This is a genomic window from Kitasatospora sp. NPDC096077 (assembly GCF_040303245.1).
Classification (GTDB): domain Bacteria; phylum Actinomycetota; class Actinomycetes; order Streptomycetales; family Streptomycetaceae; genus Kitasatospora.
In genome coordinates this window covers 56,341-78,893 of record NZ_JBEOSV010000008.1, presented here as the reverse complement: position 1 = coordinate 78,893, position 22,553 = coordinate 56,341, and the positions used below count along the sequence as shown (strand labels likewise).

The following is a 22,553-nucleotide window of genomic DNA, read 5'->3' as shown; positions in this document are numbered from 1 at the left end:
CGTACGACCGGCTTCGTCCGGTCGGGGGAGATGTGTCACCCGGATGCCGCAGCGCGGTTGCGGCGCGCACGGCGGCCGCGAATTCGTGTGCAAACGTTGCCCCCGCGCCTCCCGGTGGGGCGTCGCCCGGCCTGCCCGGCGGCCGTACCGGCCGTTCCGGAGGCGGGTTGAGGACCAGAATCGGACCAATCGGACCAGAGGACATCTGATGTCGCTTCGTGGAAACATCCGCAAGTTCGCCGTGATCGCCGCCGTGGCGGGTGCCGCCGCCCTCGCCGCGCCGGCGCCGGCGATGGCCTTCAACGCGTCGCACTCGTCGACCTCGCAGAGCCTGGAGTCGGGTTCGGCCGGTGTCGGCCTGTTCGGCCCGCACGCCAGCTGGACCAACATCCACGCGGGCACCGAGGACGACTGCATCAGCGGCTGAATCGCGTGATCGCCTGATCGACCGGTGAGCCCGGGGACCGCCACGGCGGTTCCCGGGCTCACCGCTGCCGCCGCGACCGGCCGGGCCGCCCGGCCGGCCGGACAGGACCTACGCCACCGGCACGGCCGCCCGCTCGCGCAGCTCCCGCAGCACCGCGATGTCCATCGCGTGCCCGGTGCCGTCCCCGCCGTGCTTGCGGTCCGGGGTCTCCACCAGCAGCGGCACCCCGGCCGTCTCCGGGTGCTCGAACAGCTCCCGGAACGGCTCCGCGCCGATCATCCCGGCGCCGATGTTGGCGTGCCGGTCCTTGCGGGCGCCGACCACGTCCTCCGAGTCGTTGGCGTGGATCAGCCGCAGCCGGCCGGGGCCGGCGGCCGAGGCCAGGGCGTCCAGTGCGGCCGTCACCCCGCCGGGGACGGCCAGGTCGTGCCCGGCGGCGAAGGCGTGGCAGGTGTCCAGGCAGACGCCCACCTTGGGGTGGCCGTCCAACGCCTCCATGTACTCGGCCAGCTGCTCCAGCCGGGAGCAGAGCGAGCTGCCCTGCCCGGCGGTCGGCTCCAGCAGCAGCCAGGGGGCGTCGTCGCCGAGCGCGTCCAGCTCGTCCAGCAGCGGCCGGACGTCGGCGCGCACCTGCGCCATCGCCTCGGCCCGGCGCGAGCCGCCGCCGGGCGCCGTACCGACAGCCGAACCGGTGTGCAGCACGACGCCGAGCGCGCCGATCGCGTGGCCGCGGTGCAGCGAGTGCCGCAACGAGTCGGCCGAGCGCTCCCGGGTGGCCGGGTTGTCCGAGCCGAAGTTGATCAGGTACGGGGCGTGCACCCAGGCCGGGACGCCCTGCTCGGCGCAGGAGGCGCGGAACTCCTCGTCCTGCGCCGGATTGCCCGCGGGGGTGGCCCAGCCGCGCGGGTTGGCCACGAACACCTGCACCGTCTCGGCGCCCACCTTGTGCGCGTACGCCAGTCCCGTGCCCGCCAGGCCGCGACCGGCCACCGGGACGTGGGCGCCGATCGGGTTGCGGCGGGCGGCGGCGGACGGAACGGGTGCGGTGCTCATGCCCCCGAGCATGTCACGGGCGCGGGCGGCCGCGGTGCGCGGGCCCGGCCGCCCGGCGGGTGCGTGCGCCACGCCGGGGCGTCCCACCGGTGGCCGACGCCCCGTCAGTCCGGCAGCCCAGCCCTGGTGGCGGGCCCCCCGGGGCGCCCGTACCGTCGACTCGGCCGTACTCACCGACCGTCACCACTCGAACACGCCGGGGCGGACCGTCCCGTCGCCCCACCGCCGCACCGCGCGCGCCGAGACACGCGCCGAAAGACAGGTCACCACTCATGCCCACGCGTCGGGTCCACCACCTCGCCGCGGCCACCGCCGCCGCCACCGCACTGACCACCGTCCTCGCCACCCTGGCCGCCGCCCCCGCGGCACACGCCGCCGGTGGCACCGTGCACCTCGTCGAGCCGGGAGGATCGATCCAGCAGGCCATCGACGCCGCAGCCCCCGGCGACACCGTCCAGCTCCTCCCCGGCACCTACCGCGGCAGTGTCCGCATCACCACCCCCGGCCTCACCCTGCGCGGCGCCGGCCCGGCCAGCGTGATCACCCCCGGGGACGGCACCGAGAACGCCTGCGCCACCGCCGGGCACGGCGTCTGCGTGGCCGGCACCGAGGCGGCCCCGGTGCCCGACGTCACGATCGAGACCCTGGCCGTCACCGGCTTCCGCAAGAACGGCATCGACGCCAGCGGCACCACCGGCCTGACCGTCCGGGCCACCTACGTCCACGACAACGCCCAGCAGGGCATCAGCCAGGAGATGTCGACCAAGGCCGCCATCCTCGGCAACCGCTCGGTCGACAACGGCCAGTCCGGCGTCTTCCTCGCCAACTACGCCTACCGCGAGGGCGGCGCGCCCGACACCGGGGGCACCGTCGTCGAGGGCAACGAACTGACCGGGAACCGGGTCGGCGTCACCGTGCGCCGGCTGCGCGTGCTGACCGTCGAGGGCAACCGGATCAGCGGCAACTGCAGCGGCGTCTTCGTGGTCGGCGACGAGGGCGTGCCCCGCGCCGGGGACCTCGACGTCAAGCACAACCGGGTGGTCGCCAACAACAAGTTCTGCCCGGCCAACCCGCGCCTGGGCGCCATCCAGGGCGCCGGCATCGTGCTCACCGGCACCGAGGACACCCGGGTGACCGACAACGAGGTCCGCGACAACGTCGGAGCCTCGGACTTCTCCGGCGGCATCGTGCTGTTCAAGAGCGTCGTCGGCATCCCCAACACCCGGGCGACCATCGCCGACAACCGCCTCAGCGGCAACGGCCCGGCCGACCTCGCCGACCGCGACACCGGCGCCGGCAACACCTTCACCCGCAACACCTGCGCGCTCTCCGAGCCCTCCGGCCGTTGCTGACCGGCCGTTGCTGACCGTCCCCGATCGAGAAGGACCGCCCATGACCACCGCACCCGCCAACCCCACCGCCCAGCCCGCGATGCGCCTGCGCGAACTCGTCTTCGGCGCCGCCTGCGCCGCCGCCGTCCGGGCCGCCGCCCGGCTCGGCGTCGCCGACGTGCTCGACGACACCCCGGCCGACGTCACCGAACTGGCCGCCCGGCTGAACACCGAACCCCGCCAGCTGCGCCGCCTGCTGCGCGCGCTCACCTGCTACGGGCTCTTCGCCGAGACCGGCGACGACCGCTTCGAGCACACCGAGATGTCCCTGCTGCTGCGCGAGGACGCCCCCAACTCGCTGCGCCACATCGCCCTCTGGTGCACCGAGCCGTGGACCTGGGAGGCCTGGCCGAAGCTGGACGAGGCGGTGCGCTCCGGGCGCAACGTCTTCCCCGAGCTGTTCGGCAAGGAGTTCTTCGACTACCTGCACAGCGACGCCGGCGACTCGGCGAAGGTCTTCGACAAGGCGATGACCACCTCCAGCCGGCAGTCCGCCGAGGACTTCGCCGACTACCTGGACCTCACCGGCATCGACTCGGTGGCCGACATCGGCGGCGGCCAGGGCCACGTGCTGGCCAGCCTGCTGGAGAAGCACCCGGCCCTGCACGGCACCCTGCTCGACCTGCCGAAGGTCGTGGCCGGCGCCGACTCCCGGCTGCAGGACGGCGGCGCCTTCTCCGCCCGCGCCCGCCTGGTGCCGGGCGACTGCCGGGTGGACATCCCGGTGCGCGCCGACCTCTACATCATCAAGAACATCCTGGAGTGGGACGACGACAGCACCCGCCGCACCCTGGCCAACGTGGTCGCCGTGGCGCGTCCGGGCGCCCGGGTCGTGGTGGTGGAGAACCTGGTCGACAACAGCCCGTCGATGCGCTTCACCACCGCGATGGACCTGATGCTGATGCTCAACGTGGGCGGCGCCAAGCACTCCGAGGAGAGCATGATCCGGCTGATGCAGGAGGCCGGCCTGGACGTCGCCGAGGTGCGCCCGGTCAACCCGTACCTGCACGCCTTCGAGGCCGCCGTCCGCGGCTGAGTCCGGAGGCCCGGTCACAGCCGACGGCCGCTGCACCCCCGAGGCGGGGGAGCAGCGGCCGTCGGCGTCGTCGGTCGGGCCTGCGCGGGTGGTCAGGCCCGGTGCGAGGACTCCAGGTGGGCGAAGACCACCACGTTGTCGAGGTAGTCGCGCTTCTTCTTGTCGTACGCGCCGCCGCAGGTGATCACGCGCAGCTGGGCGTCCGGGGTCTTGCCGTAGACCTTCTGGTCCGGGAAGGCGTCCTTGGCGAAGGTCTCCACCGAGTCGACCGAGAAGACCGCGACGGTGCCGTCCGCCCGGCTGACCTCGATCTTGTTGCCGGGCAGCAGCATGCTGAGCAGCAGGAACACCGCGGGGCCCTTGGTGGTGTCCACGTGCCCGGCGACGACGGCGCTGCCGCGCTCGCCCGGGGTGACGCCGTCCCGGTACCAGCCGACCAGGTTCTTGTCGTCCGGCGGCGGCGCGTTGAGCTGTCCGGCCGGGTTGAGGGTGAGTTCGGTGAACGGCGCGTCCACCGCGATCTGCGGGATGCGCAGCCGGGTCGGCTTGGCGCGCTTGAGCGCCGGGGCGCCGGGGGCGGCGGCGGCCGGGCTCGCGGGGGCGGTCGCCGCCCCCGGGACGGCGGGGGCGAAGGCCGCCGGGGGAGCGGCCTGACCGACCGTCTGCCCCTGGCGGGCTCCGGTGTCCACCGAGTTGTAGATCAGCAGCAGACCGACCGCCGCCGCGCCCATTCCGCCGCGCAGCAGCCGGGGCATTCCGGTGCCGGGACCGCCTGTCATCCTGTCCTCCGCTGGAAGTGCTCTACGTCAGGTGCCTGTTCCGCAACGGCCCGCCGCCCCCGTGCGCCCCACCCGGTGGCCGGGGAGACGCCCAGAGGCGGCATTCAGCGGCTGGGGTCAGGCGACGGCGCCGGTCGTGCGGCGGCCGCGGCGCAGCGCGTACGCGCCCGCGCCCAGGCCGCCGAGCAGCAGCACCGCGCCGGAGGCGAGGCCGCCGCCGGACAGGGCCAGGCCGCCGCCACCGGTGTGCACGCCGCCGTGCGGGGAGCCGTGCTCGTCCTCGCGGCCGTCGGAGCCCTTGCCGTGGTCGTCGTTCCCCTTGTGGTCGTCGTTGCCCTTGTGCTCGCCCGAGCCCTTGTGGTCGTCGTTGCCCTTGTGCTCGTCGGAGCCGCCGGACTTCTTGTCGTCGTAGCCCTTCGAGTTGTCCGAGCCGTGGTCGGACGACTTCTCCTGCCAGGTGAGGTTCTTGCCCTGGTCGGAGGAGGTGCCGTCGGCGAAGGCCAGCGGAGTGCCGACGGTGAGGGCGGCGGCGACGGCCGCTCCGGCGAGCAGCGTGCGTGCAGAACGCATGAGGGTGATCCTTCCGGCGCGCGGACCGCGACCGCCGGCACGGTGCCGGTCAAGGGGACTCGCGGGAAGTGGCGCCTGATCCACCGTCAACCAGGCTGCGGCCGCCTGCCACCGGAGCGTGGCGGCGTCGGTACGGACTGTGCGCCCTTCGGGTGGTGTCCCGGGCGTGTTCACCCGACTGCCCCGGCGATCCGGGTGAAACCCGCGCCCGCTCCCGGTGGTGCGACCGGGCTGCGCCGCCGCCGGATGGTAGAGGGGCGTGTCGGCCCCTGGACGCGCACATGGGCCCGCCCCCGGCGCACGGCCGGGGGCGGGCCCAGACGGGACTGCGGACCGCGGCGGGCGGTCAGCGGTCCCAGCGGTAGAACTCGCGCGCCATGGCGTCCTTCGGCTCGCGCCAGGTGGCCGGGTCGTAGGCCTGGACGTAGGCGGTCAGGCGGTCGCTGACGGTCCGGAACTCCGGGTGGCCGAGGACCTTGGCGACGGCCGGGCCCGGCGGGCGGTCGGCCTCGATCAGGTGCAGGTAGACGTCGCCGAACTGGAACAGGCTGCGGCCGGTGACGCCGATCAGGTGCGGCAGTTCGCCCCGGTCGGAGTCGGCGAACACCTCGGCGATGTCCGGGGCCGTCTCGGGCTTCATCCGGGCGACGATCAGGGCGCGGTGGGTTCCGGTCACTGTTCGGCCGCCCGCTTCTCGACCTTCTCGCGGATCAGCTGCAGCTGGATCCGGGAGTTCTTGTTGATGTGGTTGACCATCCCGTCGTCGTCCACGGGGGCGGTGGGCTTCATCGAGAAGTCCTGGATCCAGCGCATCCTGGTGCCGGCCGGGACCTCCGCGTACTCCCAGCGGATCTCCATGAACTCGAACGGGCCGGGCTCGACCCGGCGGGCCGCGACCGCCAGCGAGGAGCGGTCGGTGGTGCGCTCGGAGACCCAGCTCCACACCTTGCCGTTCTCGTCCGGGTGCATGGTGAGCCGGAACTGCACCCGGTCGCCGTCGCGCTCCAGCACCTCGACCGAGGCGTACTCGCTGAACAGCTCCGGCCAGTTCTCCAGGTCGTTGGTCATCTCCCAGACCAGGTCGAGCGGGGCGTTGATGACGATCTCGTTGTCGGTGTGTCCGGGCATCTCAGGCACCAGCCTTCGTGGCCAGGGAGCTGTTGACCAGCTCCAGGAACTCGTGCGGGGTCTTGGCGGACTCGGCGCCGGGGGTGACCTTGAGGTCGTGCCGGTTCTCCAACTCGCCGACGACGCCGAGCAGTCCGAGCGAGTCGACGCCGAAGTCGTCGAACTGGGCGCTCGGCTGCTCCAGGTCGCCCGGGTCGACGGTGACGCCGGCCCGGGCCTGGAGCAGGTCGGCCAGGTCCGAATAGCTGAGGGTGTTGCTCACGGGATTCCCTTCGAAGAGGCAGCGGAAATCGGGGGGTCAGGACCGCTCGCCGCGCCGGAGCACCAGCGCGGAGTTGGAGCCCATCAGCCCGCGGCTGAGCACCAGCGCGGTGCGCAGCTCGGCCGGGCGGGCGCGGCCGGTCACCAGGGCGAGGTCGTGGCAGACCTCGGTGACGTTGGGGGTGGGCGGCAGCACGCCGTCCTCCATGGCCAGCACGGCGGCCGTCACGTCCAGCATCGGGGCGCCGCAATAGGCGCGTCCGGTGCCGGACTTGGGGGCGGTGACCGGGACCCGTTCGGCGGCCGGGCCGAGTGCGTCGGCCAGGGCCAGGGCCTCGGCCCGGTCGGCGGCGGGGACACCGAGCGCGTCCGCGAAGACCACGTCGATCTCCTCGGGCGCGGTCCGGGCCTCGTCCAGTGCGATCCGGATCGCGGCGGCCAGGCCCTCCCGGGACTCCTCCCAGCGGGAGGCGCCGGTGAAGGTGGCGCCGTGCCCGGCCAGGTGGGCCCGGACGGTGGCGCCGCGCCGGCGGGCCGCCTGCTCGTCCTCCACCAGCAGCATCGCGCCGCCCTCGGCGGGGGCGAAGCCGCAGGCCTGCGCGGTGAACGGCAGGTAGGCCGCCTCGGGCCGGTCGGCCAGGCTCAGTTCGGGATAGCCGAGCTGGCAGACCATGGAGTACGGCGCGAGCGGGGCCTCGGCGGCGCCGACCACCACGGCGTCGGTGCCGCGGGCCACGGAGCGGGCGGCGTGGGCGAGGGCGTCCAGGCCGCCGGCCTCGTCGCTGGCCACCACCCCGCACGGGCCCTTGTAGCCGCCGCGGATCGAGATCTGGCCGGTGCTGGCCGCGTAGAACCAGGCGATGGACTGGTACGGTCCGACGAACCTCGGCCCCTGGCCCCAGAGTTGCTGGAGCTCGCGCTGGCCGAACTCGCCTCCGCCGGAGCCGGCCGCGGTCACCACGCCGACCGTGAAGGGCTGTTCGGGGTCGGGTCGGAACCCGGCGTCGGCCACGGCCAGGTCGGCGGCGGCCATCGCGTAGTGCGTGAAGCGGTCGGTCTGCACCAGGTAGCGGCTGTCGATCACCGAACTCGGGTCGAACTCCCTTACCTCGCCCGCGATTCTGAGCGGCAGCTCGGTGCAGCCCTCACGGGATATCCGGTCGAGGACGCTCACGCCCTGCCTGGTGGCCTTCCAGAAGGCATCGGCACCGACACCGTTCGGCGCCACCACGCCGAGGCCGGTGACCACCGCCCGGCGGCCCTGCTGACGTGACGTCATGGAACTCACCCCGTTCTGTTGAGCACGACGGCGGACTGGAATCCGCCGAATCCGCTGCCGACCGAGAGGATGTGGCTCAGCGGCAGCTCGCGCGCGGTGCGCGGCACGTAGTCGAGGTCGCACTCCGGGTCCGGAGTCTCGTAGTTGGCGGTCGGCGGCACCACGCCGTGGGCCAGCGCCAGGGTGCAGGCGACCACCTCGATCGCGCCGATCGCGCCGAGCGAGTGCCCGACCATCGACTTGATCGAGCTCATCGGCGTCCCGAAGGCGTGGTCGCCGAGCGAGCGCTTGACCGCCGCGGTCTCGTGCCGGTCGTTCTGCTTGGTGCCCGAGCCGTGCGCGTTGACGTAGTCGACGTCGGTGCGGTCGACCCGCGCGTGGTCGAGCGCGTGGTCGATCGCCCGGGACATCTCCAGCCCCTCCTTGGTGAGGCCGGTCATGTGGTAGGCGTTGCCGAAGGTCGCGAAGCCGCCGACCTCGCCGTAGATCCGGGCGCCGCGGCGGCGGGCGTGCTCCAACTCCTCCAGCACCAGGACGGCGCCGCCCTCGCCGAGGACGAAGCCGTCCCGGTGGGCGTCGAAGGGGCGGGAGGCGTGCGCCGGGTCGTCGTTGCGCTCGCTGGTGGCCTTGATGGCGTCGAAGCACGCGACGGTGATCGGCGAGATCGGGGAGTCGGAGGCGCCGGCGACGCAGATGTCGGCGCGTCCCTCCTCGACCGCCTGGAAGCCGTAGCCGATCGCGTCCAGGCCGGAGGTGCAGCCGGTGGAGACGGTCTGCACCGGGCCGTGGGCGCCGACCCGCTCGGCCACCGCGGAGGCCAGCGTGCTGGGCGCGAAGGCCCGGTGCAGCTGCGGTTCGGCGTACCGGTGGTCCACGTCCCAGCGTGCGCCGGTGGCGCTGACCAGGGCGTAGTCGTGCTCCAGCCGGGTGGTGCCGCCGACGGCGGTGCCGAGCGAGACGGCGATCCGCCACGGGTCCTCGGCGGCCAGGTCCAGCCCGGCGTCGGTGACCGCCTCGGCGGCCGCGACCATGGCGAACTGCACGTAGCGGTCGGCCCGTTGGACCTCGTCGGGGGTCAGCCCGTGGGCCGCCGGGTCGAAGTCGCACTCGGCCGCGATCCGGGAGCGGAACCCGGTCGGGTCGAAGAGCGTGATGCCCCGGGTGGCGGTGCGGCCGGCCGTCAGGAGGTCCCAGAAGGCCGGGATGCCGATCCCTCCGGGCGCGACCACACCGATGCCCGTGACGGCGACGCGCCGTGTCACGAGCCCACCTTGGCGTGTTCCGGCGGGCCGGCCGCGGCGGTCCCCTCGGTGCTGACGTGGCCGAGGTCGGGGCGCGGGGCGAGCGGGCCGCAGTGGAAGACCATCCGGGCCTCGGTGGACCCGACGTTGCGGAAGCGGTGCCGCATGTTGATCGGGATCATCAGGGCCTGGTTGGGCTTCAGCGGGCGGCTCTGCCCGTCCAGGTCCACCTCCAGGTCGCCGGAGAGGACGAACACGAACTCCTCGGAGTACGGGTGGTAGTGCTCGTTGATCCGCTCGCCGGGCTTGACGATGGCCAGGCCCATGAAGCCGCTGGTCGCCCCGCAGCTGGGCGGGGTGAGCATGGTGCGCAGCTCTGCGCCGTGGCGGCGGTTCTCCGGGGCGTCCTCGATGTTGATGATCGGCGGTAGTTGCGTGGTCATGATGGCTTTCCTCCAGGGGAGTTGACGACGCGTCAGGCATCCAGCGAGCTGCGGTCGGTGACCGGGCTCATGGCGCGGGCGGCGAGGAACGCGCTGAGGCCGTCGACGGTGCGCAGGTCGCCGGCCGGGCCGAGGTCCAGCAGCCGGGCCAGCTCGGCGGCCTCCTGGTCGCCCACCACGCCGAGCGCGGCGGCCGGTTCGGCCTCGGCCGGGACGCGCAGGTCGACCAGGCGCACCACGGTGTCCTCGCGCCGGAAGACGATCGCCGCCGCGACCGGGCCGGTCGGGTCGGCGGTGGCGAGGTTGTCGTGGTCGAAGAGCAGCTCGGCGACGGCCTCGCCCCGGCCCGGGCGGACCGGGTAGAGCACGGCGTGCCGGTGCAGCCGCCCGGAGGCGGAGGAGCTGGCGATCGCCTGGTGCCGGGCGGGCAGCGCCGCCTTGGCGAAGAAGGCGCGGGCGGCCTGCGGGTCGCCCAGCTGCCGGGCCTCCTCCAGGTACGGGTTGAGCTCCTCCTCGACGGCCCGCACCTCGGGCTGCATCGCCACGTGGCGCAGCGCGTCGCCGAGGTTGCCGACCACCTCGACGGCCCGCACCACCCGGTTGCCGTGCATGAACAGCGAGGTGCGGCGCAGTCGGGTGTGCTCGTCGACCTCGGCCCGGGGCGAGGTGTAGCCGGACAGGATGCGGGCCACCTCGGCCTCGCTGCCGGGCTTGACGGTGAAGGTCAGCGCGTGGCGCACCACGCCGTCCGGGCCGGGCTCGGCCCGGGGCGGGCCGACGTGTCCGGCGGGCTCGGTGCGCGGCAGGCCGGGCGGGACCTCCATCGGGGCGCGGGTGCCGGTGGAGCCGGCCGCGGAGGTCTCGCGCAGGACGGCGTAGCGCAGCGAGCGGAAGTTGTCGCTGACGCAGCCGTGCATCGGCTTGACCATCTCGCGGTGGGCGGGGCTGTCCACCCACTGCAGGAAGGTCTCCTGGTCCTCCCACTCGCTGGTGATCAGCCACTGGCGGGGGTCGTTGATGGACTGGCACAGCTGGTCGCTGACATGGCCGGGCACCGAGGCCACCTGGTGGCGCAACTGCTCGTAGACGTCGAGGAAACGCTGCTGGGCGCCGTCCTGGATCTCCAGCATCAGCACCACCCTCAGCCGGGTGTCGGAGTCTTCGTGCTGCTTCGGCTGCGGTTCGGACAGAGTCGTCATGATCCACTTTCTGCTCTCGGCCGCACGCGGCGGGCCCTGTCGGCCCCGTCCGGCGGTGCTCCCGGCCTGGGTTCTCGGTCTTGAGGAGGGAGGTGCGGTGCGGTCGGCCCGGGCGGTCGGCGCCAGGCCTGAGGTCGATCGTGAGCGGCCCGATGGGCGCGGCGCGAGATTTGCGGGCCATCCGGGCGAAGGGGCGGCAGAGCGGCCCCCGGGCGGGGGATGGAAGAGCGGGGCCCCCGGCTGAGCGGGCCCGTCGAGGGCGGCGCCGAGTCCAGTCGCCGGGCCGCGGAATCCCCTTACAGGGTGGAGCAATTGATGAATCCGAAGGTTGACGACCGGGTGCCGGTCCTGATCGTGGGCGGCTCCCTGGTCGGGCTGTCGGCCGCGCTGTTCCTCGGCCGGCTGGGGGTGCGCCACCTGCTGGTCGAGAAGCACGCCGACACCTCGCATCACCCACGTGGACGAGGCAACAACGTCCGCACGATGGAGCTGTACCGGGTGGCCGGGATCGAGCCGGGGATCCGTGAGGCGGCCTCGGTGCTCGCCCCGAACCACGGCATCCTCCAGGCGCCCTCGCTGACCGGCGCGGAGCAGGAGTGGCTGTTCCGGGAGATCGACCCGGGCGGGAAACTGGCCCGGTTCAGTCCCAGCTCCTGGTGCCTGTGCAGCCAGAACGACCTGGAGCCGGTGCTGCTGCGGGCGGCCCGCGAGCTCGGCGGCGACCTGCGGTTCAGCACCGAGCTGGTCTCCTTCGAGCAGGACGACGAAGGCGTCACCTCACTGCTGCGCAGCCGGGAGACCGGCGAGGAGCGGGTCGTGCGCTCGGAGTACCTGATCGCCGCGGACGGCCCGCGCAGCCCGGCCCGCACCCGGCTCGGCATCGGCCAGACCGGCAAGGGCGAGCTGTTCCACAACGTCAGCATCACCTTCCGGGCCAAGCGGCTGGCCGAGGTGGTCGGCGACCGGCACTTCATCGCCTGCTACCTGACCAACCCGGAGGCGGACGGCGCGCTGCTGCCGGTGGACAACCAGTCCGAGTGGGTCTTCCACGCGCCCTGGCACCCCGAGCACGGCGAGCCGCTGGAGGCCTTCACCGACGAGCGCTGCGAGCGGCACATCCGCACCGCCGTCGGCCTGCCCGAACTGGACGTCGAGGTGACCGGCAGGGCGCCCTGGCACGCCGCCGAACGGGTCGCCGAGCGGTACGGCACCGGGCGGGTCTTCCTCGCCGGGGACTCCGCCCACGAGATGTCCCCGACCGGTGCCTTCGGTTCCAACACCGGCATCCAGGACGCCCACAACCTGGCCTGGAAGCTGGCCGCCGTGCTGTGCGGCTGGGCCGGACCCGGGCTGCTGGAGACGTACGGGCAGGAGCGCCGCCCGGTCGCCGAGGTGACCAGCGCGCGGGCCTCGGCCCGCTCCGCCGAGCACAGCCACCCCGGCTACGCGGTGGTCCCGGGCGTCGGCCGGCAGGCCGGGGTGCTGGCGGTGGCGCTCGGCTACCGCTACCCGCGGGGCGCGGTGCTGGGCGCCGACCCGGACGGCGCGGTCGTGCCGGAGCGGTTCGAGTCGGCGGGCGAGCCGGGCAGCCGGGCCCCGCACCAGTGGCTGCTCTGCGCGGGTGTGCGGCTCTCCACCCTGGACCTGTACGAGCAGGCGATGGTGCTGCTCACCGACCCCGAGGGCACGGCCTGGCAGCAGGGCGCCCGGCGGGCGGCGGACCGGCTGGCCGTCCCGCTGGACGCGTACCGGATCGGTGACGGCGCCGAGGACGACCTGGCCCCCGAGCCGGGTACGGACTTCGCCGAGCTGCACGGCCTGGCCCCGGGCGGCGCGGTGCTGGTGCGCCCGGACGGCTTCGTCGCCTGGCGCTCGCGGGGCCCGGTCGCCGACCCGGAGGCCGCGGTCGAGGCCGCGCTGCGGGCGGTGCTGGACCTGTAGCCGACGGTGGCACGTGCGGACGGGCCCGCTGGTCGTGTGGTCGACCGGCGGGCCCGTCCGTTCGGGTGCCGGGGTCAGTGACCGCCCGCGTCGACCACCTCGACGTCGGCGACCTCCCGCTCGATCGCCTCGGCGGGCGGCGCGACCCGGATCGCCCAGTAGTAGATGACCAGGGCGAACACCGAGACCAGCGCCATGTCGTACCACATCGGGATCCGGCCGGTGCCGTCACCGAAGCCGCCCTGCCAGGAGACCAGGCCGAGGCCCAGCAGGTAGACCGGCAGCCACTGGGCGGAGCGCCAGTTGAGCCGCGGCGCGTTCGGCAGGCCCTTGCGGATCGCGTACGCGGCGTAGCCGCCGAGCAGGACGTAGCCGAGCACGATGGCGATGCCCAGACGGGACAGGGTCTGCCAGCCGGCCCAGTAGATGATCAGGCTGGAGACCACGAAGGCGGCTGGGGAGACCACGCCGCCCAGCGGCAGCCGGTAGGAGCGCTCGCGGTCGGGCAGCCGGCGGCGCAGCGCGCCGAAGGCCAGCGGGGCGCCGGCGTACATCAGCACGCTGGCGGAGGTGATGAAGCCGACCAGCTCCTTCCAGCTGGGGAAGGGCAGGAAGCAGATCACGCCGGTGACGAAGGACAGCACCAGGCCGAACCACGGCACGCCGTTGCGGTCCAGCTGCTCGAACTTCTGCGGCGCGTAGCCGTTGCGGCTCAGGCCGTAGGAGATGCGCGAGGTGGAGGTGGTGTAGATCAGGCCGGTGCCGGCGGGGGAGATCACCGCGTCGACCTTCAGCACGTAGGACAGCCAGCCGAGGCCGACCAGGGTGGCCAGACCGGCGAACGGGCCGTCGATGCCGGGGAAGTCGAGCTTGGCCCAGCCGTTGGCGAAGGCGCTGACCGGCAGCGCGCCGATGAAGACGACCTGCAGCAGGGTGTAGATCAGGGCACCGATGGCGACCGAGCCGAGCACCGCGCGGGGGATGTCGCGCCTGGGGTTGCGGCTCTCACCGGCGATCTGGATGGCCTGCTCGAACCCGAGCAGGGCGAAGATGATGCCGCTGGTGCTGATCGCGGCCAGCACGCCCTTGGCGCCGAACGGGGCGAAGCCGTGCGAGGTGAAGTTGGAGCCGTGGAAGTTGGTGACCGCCAGCACGAAGATCGTGAACAGAGGAACGAAGATCTTCAGCCAGGTGGCGACACTGTTGGTCCGGGCCAGGACCTTCACGCCGAGGAAATTGACCGCGACGAATACCGCCATCAGCCCGGTCGCGACGATGAATCCGCTGGTGGTGAGGGTGCCGTTGGCGTTCTGCAGTCCGCCGGCCCAGGGCGAGTCCTTGGCGTAGCCGATCATGGCCTCGACCTCGATCGGTGCCACGGTGGCCGCCTGGAGCCAGGAGAACCAGCCGAAGGACATGCCGGCCAGGCCGCCGAAGGCGTAGTGCGGGTAGCGCGCGGTGCCGCCGGAGACCGGGAAGAGCCCGCCGAGTTCGGCGTGCACGAGCGCGAGCAGCACGATCGCGACGGCGCCGATGCCCCAGGAGATGACGGCCGCCGGACCGGCCGCGGTGACGGCGCTCTTCGCGCCGAACAGCCAGCCTGAGCCGATGATCGAGCCGACCGAGGCCCACATGAGGCCGATGAGTCCGACGTGGCGGTTCAGCGACCGGTGGGCGGTCCCGGTGGTTCCGGTGCTCCCGGCGGTGCCGTCGGCGCCGGAGTTCCCGCCGGGCGGCGAGATCTGGTTGAGGGAAGCCATGGGCGATCTCTCTGTGTGTGGGGGCTCCGGGGTGGGCGGAGCGCGGAGAGTTGCCACACAGTAGGGCTATTCAGAGAGCTCTGCACAGATTCCATTGCTGAATGTTTACTTTCTTTGCCGCATATCTGCGCAGGTAGGGGGCGGTCTGTTCGGAGGTCTGTTACGTGACCGGCGAGTAGGTCCAGTATTTGAGCCGGAATTGAGCTCGGATATCCGGCCGGGCAATATGGATCGCCCGTTGTCTCATGGGAATGACCGGAAACGCATAGTCATACCGAGGTGGTGCGTCGTAGGCTGGTCCCGTGCGTTTCGTGATCCTCCCGCCGCCGGTCCGCTAGCGGGCGGCGTACCCACCTGACCCGGCCGAGCGGGAGAGCCCGTCGGCGCCGGGGCGATGACTGCCGCCCGCGTACCCCGCGGACCAGAACCGGCGATCATCGTGGAGCACTGACGCATGACCTCGTACACCGCCGTGCCGTTCCGGCACGGCCTGCTGTCCATTTCCGCCGCCGCCGTCGCCTGGGGGGTGGGCGGAGCCGTGGCCGCGCTGCTGATGCGCACCAGCGGGCTCGGCCCGGTGGCCGTCTGCTGCTGGCGCTTCGGCGTCGCGGCGCTCTGTCTGGCGCTGCTGCCCTCGCGGGCCCCGCAAGGCGGCCGGGACCGGCGGGCCGCCGTGCTGACCGGCCTGGGGCTGGCCGTCAGCCAGTGCGCCTACTTCGGCTCGGTGCACTACGCGGGCCTGGGGCTGGGCACCCTGATCACCATCGGCGCCGGGCCGGTGCTCACCGGCCTGGGCGGCCACCGGCTGCTCGGCGAGCGCCTCACCGGACGGGCCGCGGCCGCCGTGGCGCTCGCCCTCGGCGGGCTGGCACTGCTGGTGGCCGCCCCGGCCGCCGGGCCGCGGCCGGCGCTGGGCGTCGCCCTGGCGGTGCTCGCGGGCGCCGGCCAGAGCGGATTGACCCTGTGGGCCCGGGGCGGCGGTTCGGCCCGGGCCGGCACCGGCGCCTTCGCGACCGGGCTGCTCTGCCTGCTGCCGTTCGCGGCGCTCCAGGGCGCGCTGCCGAGCACCGGGCAGCCGGCGCTGACCGGGGGAGCGCTGCTGTTCCTCGGGACGGTGCCGACGCTGCTCGCCTACCGCTGGTACTTCAGCGGGCTGACCGTCGTGCCGGGCACCACCGCCTCGGTGCTGGTGCTGCTGGAGCCGGCCACGGCGGCGGTGATCGGGGTGCTCTTCCTCGGCGAGCCGCTCACGGCGGGCCTGGTGGCCGGCTCGGCGCTGCTGCTGGCCGCGATCGCGGTGCTGGCCCGGGCGTAGGCCCCTCTCGGCGCTCCTGGTCCGGGTGGGCTGCCTGGGCCTCGGGAGGGGCCTTCCGGGCCCGTGGGGCGTGGTGGGTGACCCGGGCGGGTGAGCTGTGGTCGCCGGGGGCGGGGCGCCGTGCTGTCGTGGCCTGCATGAAGACCACATGCGCGGCCCGGGTGGCCGTCTCGACCGTGACCGTCGTCCTGCTCGCCGTCGGCGCCGCCGCCCCCGCCGGCGCGGCGGCGGGCGGACGGCGCGACGTGACCGCCGCCACCTGCCGGGCCGCGGGCGGCCACGTCGAGGGCAGCGGCTACTGCGTGGACGCGAGCGGTCAGGACGACTGGGGCGCGGACATCGACGGCCAGGCGGTCAACCCGAACCCGCGCCCCGGCTTCGAGTGAGCCGGGGCGCGGGTCGGGGCGGCCGTCGGCTCAGGGCACCGGCCGCAGGGTGACCGGTGCCGGGGTCAGCGCCCGCAGCACCAGGTCGATCCGGACCCTGGCGGCACCCGCCCGGTGCAGGGCGGCGGCGACCGCCCGCAGCTCCTCCGGTCCGGTGCAGGCGAGGCGGAGCTCCAGGTCGGCTTCCCCGGCGAGGGCGAGACCGCTCTGGACGGCCGGGAACTCCGCCGCCAGCCGGTTGAAGTCCAGCGGCACCGGCCCGTGGCTGATCCGGGCGATCGCGTGCAGCGACCGGACCTGCCCGGGGTGTCCCGGAGCGGGGTCGAACCCGTCCGGGACGAGATGGAGCGGGGCCGTCACCGGTGCTGGAGGTGGGCGGTCGAGGTCGGGGAGGCGGCCGCGCCGGGGGTGCCGACGGGCGGGGCGACGAGGCGCGGGTCGAACACCAGGGTGTCGACGCCGAGCGGGCTGATGAGGGTGCGCAGGGCGGCCTCGCCGAGTTCGGTGTAGGCCTGCTCCGGCCCCAGCAGGGCGGCGAGGCCCTCGGGGCTGGAGAACCCGATCGCGCAGCGGCGGCCGTCGCGCATGCGGAAGAGGCGGAGGGCGGTGGTGCTTCCGGTGCCGGTGGTGTTCACCGGTACGTGCCAGACGACGCAGGCCATGCGGATGCTCCCGGGTAGGGGTGGTGGTGTGGCTGCCGGAACTGCTTGGGTCGACGCTAGGTCGGGTCGTGCCGGGCGTCGCCGGTCCTGACGCAGCGTTGACCGAATGGGGTGGTGCGTTGACGCACTTCTGACACCCGACTCACTCGATTGGACTACGCCTGTTACGCGGGGGCCCGAACTCGGCCCCAACGGGGTCGTACAACCGGCCCAACCCCGCCCGTCCCGTACGGCCCGGGCGCGCTCCGCTTGCCGCGCGCCGCCTCGCGGACCACGGTGGAGCCGTCCGTCGGCGCGCGCTCCGCGGGCCCCCGGAACGGACCGGCGCGCGCTCCGGGGCGGGGGGAGGTGGAGCGAGGGGCCCGGGACGAGATATCTTGACGTCAAGACGTTGGAGACGTGAAGCGGAGTACCGATGACTGACTCGACCATCATCTATACGCACACCGACGAGGCTCCGGCCCTGGCGACCTACTCGTTCCTGCCGGTGGTCCAGGCCTATGCCTCGACGGCGGGTGTGCGGGTGGAGACCCGTGACATCTCCCTGGCCGGGCGGATCATCGCCAGCTTCCCGGAGCGTCTGACCGAGGCCCAGCGGATCGGTGACGCCCTGGCCGAGCTGGGTGAGCTGGCCAAGACCCCGAGCGCCAACATCATCAAGCTGCCGAACGTCTCGGCTTCGGTGCCGCAGCTGAAGGCCGCCGTCGCCGAGCTGCAGGCCCAGGGCTACGCCCTGCCGGACTACCCGGACGACCCGCGGACCGCCGAGGACGAGGACGTCCGCGCCCGCTACGACAAGATCAAGGGCAGCGCCGTCAACCCGGTCCTGCGCGAGGGCAACTCGGACCGCCGCGCCCCGCTGTCGGTCAAGAACTACGCCAAGACCCACCCGCACCGGATGGGTGCCTGGACCGCCGAGTCCAAGACCAACGTCGCCACCATGGGCGAGAACGACTTCCGCTCCACCGAGAAGTCCGCCGTGATCGCCGCCGACGGTGCCCTGCGCATCGAGCTGGTCGGCCAGGACGGCACCACCACCGTGCTGCGCGAGAAGGTCCCGGTGCTGGCCGGCGAGGTCGTCGACGCCTCGGTCATGCGCGCCGCCGCCCTGAACGACTTCCTGGCCGCCCAGGTCGCCCGGGCCAAGGCCGAGGGCGTGCTGTTCTCGGTGCACCTCAAGGCCACCATGATGAAGGTCTCCGACCCGATCGTCTTCGGCCACGTGGTCCGCGCCTTCTTCCCGAAGACCTTCGCCCAGTACGGCGAGGCGCTGGTCGCCGCCGGTCTGAACCCGAACAACGGCCTCGGCGGCATCCTGGCCGGCCTGGACGCGCTGGAGAACGGCGCCGAGATCAAGGCCTCCTTCGAGGCCGAGCTGGCCGAGGGCCCGGCCCTGGCCATGGTCGACTCGGACAAGGGCATCACCAACCTGCACGTGCCGAGCGACGTCATCGTCGACGCCTCGATGCCGGCCATGATCCGCACCTCCGGCCACATGTGGGGCCCGGACGGCCAGGAGGCCGACACCCTCGCCGTGCTGCCGGACAGCAGCTACTCCGGCGTGTACCAGGCCGTCATCGACGACTGCCGCGCCCACGGCGCCCTGGACCCGGCCACCATCGGCTCGGTCCCGAACGTCGGCCTGATGGCCCAGAAGGCCGAGGAGTACGGCTCCCACGACAAGACCTTCGAGATCGCCGCGGCCGGCACCGTCCGCCTGGTCGACGCCGAGGGCAACGTGGTGCTGGAGCAGGCCGTCCAGCCGGGCGACATCTTCCGCGCCTGCCAGACCAAGGACCTGCCGATCCAGGACTGGGTCAAGCTCGCCGTCACCCGCGCCCGCGCCACCGGCGACCCGGCCGTGTTCTGGCTGGACGCCGAGCGCGCCCACGACGCGGTGCTGATCGAGAAGGTCAAGGCGTACCTGCCGCAGCACGACACCACCGGCCTGCAGATCGAGATCAAGTCCCCGGTCGAGGCCACCAAGTTCTCGCTGGAGCGCATCCGCCGCGGCGAGAACACCATCTCGGTCACCGGCAACGTGCTGCGCGACTACCTGACCGACCTGTTCCCGATCCTGGAGCTGGGCACCAGCGCCAAGATGCTGTCGGTCGTCCCGCTGATGGCGGGCGGGGGCCTGTTCGAGACCGGCGCCGGCGGCTCCGCCCCGAAGCACGTCCAGCAGCTGGTCAAGGAGAACTACCTGCGCTGGGACAGCCTGGGCGAGTTCTTCGCGCTGGCCGCCAGCTTCGAGCACCTGGCCGGCACCACCGGCAACGCCCGCGCCCAGGTGCTGGCCGACACCCTGGACCGCGCCACCGGCACCTTCCTCAACGAGGACAAGTCGCCGAGCCGCCGCCTCGGTGGCATCGACAACCGCGGCAGCCACTTCTACCTGGCCATGTACTGGGCCCAGGAGCTGGCCAAGCAGACCGCCGACGCCGAGCTGGCCCAGGCGTTCGACGGCCTGGCCAAGGCGCTCACCGAGCAGGAGAAGGCCATCGTGGACGAGCTGATCGCCGTCCAGGGCTCGGCCGTCGACCTCGGTGGCTACTACCAGCCGGACCCGGCCAAGGCCGCGGCCGTGATGCGTCCGTCGAAGACCTTCAACGAGGCGCTCGCCAACCTCGGCTGATCCTCGGCGGGTCGAAAGCACCGGGAGGCCCCCGGGTCCGTGCACACGGACCCGGGGGCCTCCCCGCGTCTGTCGGGCCGTCGGGCCGGGGCCGGGCCGTTCAGACGAGCCCCAGCACCACCCCGGTGCCGGTGAGCAGCAGCAGGGCGGCCCCGTTGGCGCGGGGCAGCGCGAGCGCCGTGCCGACCGCCTCGCGCAGCAGCTGGTACGGGCCGTGCGCGAGCGGGCCGTCCGCGCCGAGCACCCGGGCGGGGGCGCCGGCCCGGTGGGCGGCCAGGGCGGAGCGGACGGTGTGGAAGCCGCTGGTGACCACCGTGCAGCGGTAGCCAGGGCGTTCGGCGGCCATCAGGGCGGCGCTGAAGCGCAGGTTCTCGGCGGTGTTCACGGCCCGCTCCTCGCGCCGGATCCGCTCGGCCGGGACGCCGTGGGCGAGCAGGTAGCGGGCCATCGCGCCGGCCTCGGTGCAGTCCTCGTGCGGGCCCTTGCCGCCGGTCACCAGGAGCAGCGGGGCGTGCCCGGCGGCCTCCTCGGCGGCGAAACGTTCCAGCGCGGCGTCCAGCCGGGCCCGGAGGGTGGGGGCGGGCTTGCAGCCGTCCAGCGCGGCGCCCAGCACCACCAGGTAGTCGGCCCCGGCGGGCACCGTCCGACGGCGCTGGCGCAGCGCGCAGCCGAGGAAGCCGAGCAGCCAGAGCAGGACGTACCCGCCGAGCAGGACGGCGGGGAGGAACAGGGCGTGCATACCCCCTCGAACGCGTCCGGTGGGAACACCGTTCCGGACGGGCCGGAACATGACGGAGCCCACGTCCCCGGGGCGGGGGCGTGGGCTCGGTCGGATCGTCAGCGGTGGGCCGGGCCCGCGGTGGGCCCGGCCGACAGCGGACTCAGCCGGCGTCGGCGGCCGGGGTCGCCGGGGCGGCGGGGGCGGCGGCCGGGCGCTGGCCCTTCTTGTGCAGCGAGGTCAGGTAGGCGTTGTACGCCTCCAGCTCGGCGTCGCCGCTGCGCTCCTCGGCGCGGTCGCGGCGGCGGGCCTGCCGCTGCTCGGAACCCATCCACTGGTAGACCAGCGCGATCAGCACGATCGCGGTCGGGATCTCGCCGAACGCCCAGGTGATGCCGCCGGCCAGCTTCTGGTCCTCCAGCAGGTCCGTCCCGGGCGGTGAGCCCTGGACGGTGAAGGTGGACACCAGCGGGTGGCTGGCCATCATCACCGCCACGCCGAAGAAGGCATGGAACGGCATCCCCATGAACAGCTCGATGATCCGCATCACGTGGCCGGGACGGTGCGGGCCCGGGTCCACGCCCATGATCGGCCAGAAGAAGGTCAGACCGGTCATGAGGAAGTGGACCATCATGAAGATGTGCCCGAGGCGGTACTGCATCAGGAAGTCGAACGCCGGGGTGAAGTAGACCCCGTACAGGCTCGCGATGAACATCGGGATGGTGAACATCGGGTGCGAGATCACCCGGACGTACCGGCTGTGCAGCAGCGCCACCAGCAGCTCGCGCGGCCCGCGCGGCCGGCCCTTGCCCGCCGGGCGCAGGGCGCGCAGCGCGAGCGTGATCGGGGCGCCGAGCAGCAGCAGGATCGGGGTCAGCATGGAGAGCACCATGTGCTGGATCATGTGCGCGCTGAACAGCACCATGCCGTAGTCGTTCAACCCGCTGCAGGTGACCAGCAGCAGGCTGGCGACGCCCGCGACCCAGCCGACCACCCGGCCGACCGGCCAGCGGTCCCCGCGCCGGTACAGCCGGACCACGCCGGTCAGGTACAGCGCCAGCGCGACCAGGCCGCCGAGCAGGAAGACCCAGTCGGGGGACCACGTCCACACATTGGAGAGGGTGAACGGGCCCAGCTGAGTCATCCCGCCGTGGTGGTGCATTCCTGACATTCCGTCGCCCATCGGCGGGTCCTGCTTCCGTCCTCGTGGTCCCCGGTGGGGGTCCGGTTCGCCCGTTTTGCTTGGCATACAGCCTAGGCGGGCCTTACCTGGGGCATACCGCCGCCCCCTCCGTACGGGTGGTCCCGGGTGGGGCGGCGGGCTGGCTAGACTGACCGGCCGGTCGGCAGGGAGGAACGGGGAGGAAGCAGCCATGGCGGTGGCGCAGCGGCCCGACGGGCGGCCCGTGGTCGCACTCACCGGGGCGACCGGCTTCATCGGTTCGGCCGTCCGGGCGGAGCTCGCGGCCCGCGGCGTCCCGGTGCGGGCCCTGGTGCGCGGCGAGCCCGTACCGGACGGACACACCGACTGGGTGCCCGGCGACCTCGCCGACCGGGACGCGCTGGACGGCCTCTGCGCGGGCGCCGGGGTGCTGCTGCACCTCGCCTCCCGGGTCGCCGGCGACGCCGACGAGTGCGCGGCCGTGAACGACCGCGGCACGGCGGCGGTGCTGGCGGCGGCCACCCGGGCCGGGATCCGGCGGATCGTCCACCTGTCCACCACGGCGGTGTACGGTGCGGGACCGCACGACGGCATCGCCGTCGACGGGGTGCCCGCCGCGCCGCTGTCCGCGGCCAGCCGCACCCGGCTGCTCGGCGAGGGCCACGCCCTGGCGGCCGGCGCCGCGGTGCTGCGCCCCGCGCTGGTCACCGGGACCGGCGACCGCTGGGTGGTGCCCGCCCTCGCCGAGCTGGCCCGCAGGGTCCCGGGCCGCTGGGCGGGCGGCGAGGCCCGGCTCTCCCTGGTGGACCGGACGGACCTCGCCCGGCTGATCACCGGGCTCGCGCTGGACGCCCCCGGACCGGTGGCCGGAGTCCACCACGCCGCCCACCCGGAGCCGGTCCGCGGCGGCGACCTGCTCGCCGCCCTCGCCGGGCTCGGCCTGCTGCCCGCCCCGGACGGCCCGTCGCTGCCCTGGGAGGAGTGTCGCCGGCTGCTCGCGGCCACGCCCGGGCGGGTCTCCGAGCGCCAGTTCGCCATGATCGCCCGGGACCACTGGTACCGCGGCGACGAGGTCTGGCGCCTCGCCGCCTGCCCGCCCGGCCCGGGCCCGCTGGCCCGCCTCGCCGCGGCGGCGCCCTGGTACCGGACGGTGCTCGGACTCTAGGG

The 22,553-nt window shown here is 73.6% G+C and carries 23 protein-coding genes; 8 read left to right on the top strand and 15 right to left on the bottom strand.

What is annotated here, in order from left to right; all coding sequences use genetic code 11:
• Positions 1 to 208 precede the first annotated feature (208 nt).
• The gene (locus ABTZ03_RS10750; RefSeq protein WP_350512544.1) at positions 209 to 427 is read left to right on the top strand and encodes a hypothetical protein; all 219 of its coding nucleotides are present in this window, start codon (positions 209 to 211) and stop codon (positions 425 to 427) included.
• A gap of 108 nt (positions 428 to 535) precedes the next feature.
• Here ABTZ03_RS10750 and ABTZ03_RS10745 read toward each other — a convergent pair whose 3' ends face one another.
• The gene (locus ABTZ03_RS10745; RefSeq protein WP_350512543.1) at positions 536 to 1,480 is read right to left on the bottom strand and encodes a deoxyribonuclease IV; all 945 of its coding nucleotides are present in this window, start codon (positions 1,478 to 1,480) and stop codon (positions 536 to 538) included.
• Positions 1,481 to 1,752: 272 nt separating this feature from the next.
• Between ABTZ03_RS10745 and ABTZ03_RS10740 the strand changes: the two genes are divergently transcribed.
• Positions 1,753 to 2,832 (top strand): right-handed parallel beta-helix repeat-containing protein, encoded by a 1,080-nt coding sequence (locus tag ABTZ03_RS10740; RefSeq protein WP_350512542.1) that lies wholly within the window; start codon positions 1,753 to 1,755, stop codon positions 2,830 to 2,832.
• A gap of 40 nt (positions 2,833 to 2,872) precedes the next feature.
• On the top strand, positions 2,873 to 3,907 hold the full coding sequence (locus tag ABTZ03_RS10735) for a methyltransferase (RefSeq protein WP_350512541.1): 1,035 nt from the start codon (positions 2,873 to 2,875) through the stop codon (positions 3,905 to 3,907).
• 92 nt (positions 3,908 to 3,999) lie between these two features.
• Here the strand turns inward: ABTZ03_RS10735 and ABTZ03_RS10730 are convergent, their stop codons facing one another.
• The 9 genes from ABTZ03_RS10730 to ABTZ03_RS10690 form a co-directional block, all read right to left on the bottom strand.
• Positions 4,000 to 4,686 carry a class F sortase gene (locus tag ABTZ03_RS10730; protein WP_350512540.1) on the bottom strand — a complete coding sequence of 229 codons (687 nt, stop codon included), beginning with the start codon at positions 4,684 to 4,686 and terminating at the stop codon, positions 4,000 to 4,002.
• A gap of 117 nt (positions 4,687 to 4,803) precedes the next feature.
• Positions 4,804 to 5,256, bottom strand: a complete 453-nt coding sequence (locus ABTZ03_RS10725) for a hypothetical protein (protein ID WP_350512539.1) — start codon at positions 5,254 to 5,256, stop codon at positions 4,804 to 4,806.
• Between the two features lie 346 nt (positions 5,257 to 5,602).
• Entirely contained in the window at positions 5,603 to 5,932 is a 330-nt protein-coding gene (locus ABTZ03_RS10720; protein ID WP_350512538.1) for a TcmI family type II polyketide cyclase, read from the bottom strand.
• Positions 5,929 to 6,384 carry an SRPBCC family protein gene (locus ABTZ03_RS10715; protein WP_350512537.1) on the bottom strand — a complete coding sequence of 152 codons (456 nt, stop codon included), beginning with the start codon at positions 6,382 to 6,384 and terminating at the stop codon, positions 5,929 to 5,931. Before ABTZ03_RS10715 ends, ABTZ03_RS10720 begins: the two co-directional genes overlap by 4 nt.
• Position 6,385: 1 nt before the next feature.
• Positions 6,386 to 6,646 (bottom strand): acyl carrier protein, encoded by a 261-nt coding sequence (locus ABTZ03_RS10710; RefSeq protein WP_350512536.1) that lies wholly within the window; start codon positions 6,644 to 6,646, stop codon positions 6,386 to 6,388.
• A 36-nt stretch (positions 6,647 to 6,682) separates the two neighbouring features.
• Entirely contained in the window at positions 6,683 to 7,924 is a 1,242-nt protein-coding gene (locus ABTZ03_RS10705; protein ID WP_350512535.1) for a beta-ketoacyl synthase N-terminal-like domain-containing protein, read from the bottom strand.
• Between the two features lie 5 nt (positions 7,925 to 7,929).
• Positions 7,930 to 9,186, bottom strand: a complete 1,257-nt coding sequence (locus tag ABTZ03_RS10700; RefSeq protein ID WP_350512534.1) for a beta-ketoacyl-[acyl-carrier-protein] synthase family protein — start codon at positions 9,184 to 9,186, stop codon at positions 7,930 to 7,932.
• Positions 9,183 to 9,608 carry a cupin domain-containing protein gene (locus ABTZ03_RS10695; RefSeq protein WP_350512533.1) on the bottom strand — a complete coding sequence of 142 codons (426 nt, stop codon included), beginning with the start codon at positions 9,606 to 9,608 and terminating at the stop codon, positions 9,183 to 9,185. The genes ABTZ03_RS10700 and ABTZ03_RS10695 overlap by 4 nt, the downstream gene beginning before the upstream one ends.
• Before the next feature lie 32 nt (positions 9,609 to 9,640).
• Complete coding sequence (locus ABTZ03_RS10690) at positions 9,641 to 10,807, bottom strand: SchA/CurD-like domain-containing protein (RefSeq protein ID WP_350512532.1); 1,167 nt, start codon at positions 10,805 to 10,807, stop codon at positions 9,641 to 9,643.
• Between the two features lie 315 nt (positions 10,808 to 11,122).
• On the opposite strand from ABTZ03_RS10690, the gene ABTZ03_RS10685 reads away from it, so the two are divergent.
• Positions 11,123 to 12,748 carry an FAD-dependent oxidoreductase gene (locus ABTZ03_RS10685; protein ID WP_350512531.1) on the top strand — a complete coding sequence of 542 codons (1,626 nt, stop codon included), beginning with the start codon at positions 11,123 to 11,125 and terminating at the stop codon, positions 12,746 to 12,748.
• A gap of 74 nt (positions 12,749 to 12,822) precedes the next feature.
• Here the strand turns inward: ABTZ03_RS10685 and ABTZ03_RS10680 are convergent, their stop codons facing one another.
• Positions 12,823 to 14,508 carry an APC family permease gene (locus ABTZ03_RS10680; protein WP_350512530.1) on the bottom strand — a complete coding sequence of 562 codons (1,686 nt, stop codon included), beginning with the start codon at positions 14,506 to 14,508 and terminating at the stop codon, positions 12,823 to 12,825.
• 454 nt (positions 14,509 to 14,962) lie between these two features.
• Between ABTZ03_RS10680 and ABTZ03_RS10675 the strand changes: the two genes are divergently transcribed.
• Together ABTZ03_RS10675 and ABTZ03_RS10670 are read left to right on the top strand one after the other, a co-directional pair.
• On the top strand, positions 14,963 to 15,823 hold the full coding sequence (locus ABTZ03_RS10675) for an EamA family transporter (RefSeq protein WP_350512529.1): 861 nt from the start codon (positions 14,963 to 14,965) through the stop codon (positions 15,821 to 15,823).
• Positions 15,824 to 15,960: 137 nt separating this feature from the next.
• Positions 15,961 to 16,209 carry a hypothetical protein gene (locus ABTZ03_RS10670; protein WP_350512528.1) on the top strand — a complete coding sequence of 83 codons (249 nt, stop codon included), beginning with the start codon at positions 15,961 to 15,963 and terminating at the stop codon, positions 16,207 to 16,209.
• 30 nt (positions 16,210 to 16,239) lie between these two features.
• Here the strand turns inward: ABTZ03_RS10670 and ABTZ03_RS10665 are convergent, their stop codons facing one another.
• Both ABTZ03_RS10665 and ABTZ03_RS10660 read right to left on the bottom strand, forming a co-directional pair.
• Positions 16,240 to 16,569: a hypothetical protein gene (locus tag ABTZ03_RS10665; protein ID WP_350512527.1), complete on the bottom strand. Its 330-nt coding sequence runs from the start codon at positions 16,567 to 16,569 to the stop codon at positions 16,240 to 16,242.
• A complete protein-coding gene (locus ABTZ03_RS10660; RefSeq protein WP_350512526.1) occupies positions 16,566 to 16,871 on the bottom strand; it encodes an SAV_915 family protein in 306 nt (101 codons plus the stop codon). Before ABTZ03_RS10660 ends, ABTZ03_RS10665 begins: the two co-directional genes overlap by 4 nt.
• 415 nt (positions 16,872 to 17,286) lie before the next feature.
• Here ABTZ03_RS10660 and ABTZ03_RS10655 point away from each other — a divergent pair, with 415 nt between their 5' ends.
• Positions 17,287 to 19,506, top strand: a complete 2,220-nt coding sequence (locus ABTZ03_RS10655; RefSeq protein WP_350512525.1) for an NADP-dependent isocitrate dehydrogenase — start codon at positions 17,287 to 17,289, stop codon at positions 19,504 to 19,506.
• A gap of 100 nt (positions 19,507 to 19,606) precedes the next feature.
• Here the strand turns inward: ABTZ03_RS10655 and ABTZ03_RS10650 are convergent, their stop codons facing one another.
• Positions 19,607 to 20,245, bottom strand: a complete 639-nt coding sequence (locus tag ABTZ03_RS10650; protein WP_350512524.1) for a YdcF family protein — start codon at positions 20,243 to 20,245, stop codon at positions 19,607 to 19,609.
• 142 nt (positions 20,246 to 20,387) lie between these two features.
• Positions 20,388 to 21,386, bottom strand: a complete 999-nt coding sequence (locus ABTZ03_RS10645) for a cytochrome c oxidase assembly protein (protein WP_350512656.1) — start codon at positions 21,384 to 21,386, stop codon at positions 20,388 to 20,390.
• A 211-nt stretch (positions 21,387 to 21,597) separates the two neighbouring features.
• Here ABTZ03_RS10645 and ABTZ03_RS10640 point away from each other — a divergent pair, with 211 nt between their 5' ends.
• Positions 21,598 to 22,551 carry an NAD-dependent epimerase/dehydratase family protein gene (locus ABTZ03_RS10640; protein ID WP_350512523.1) on the top strand — a complete coding sequence of 318 codons (954 nt, stop codon included), beginning with the start codon at positions 21,598 to 21,600 and terminating at the stop codon, positions 22,549 to 22,551.
• Positions 22,552 to 22,553: the final 2 nt, after the last annotated feature.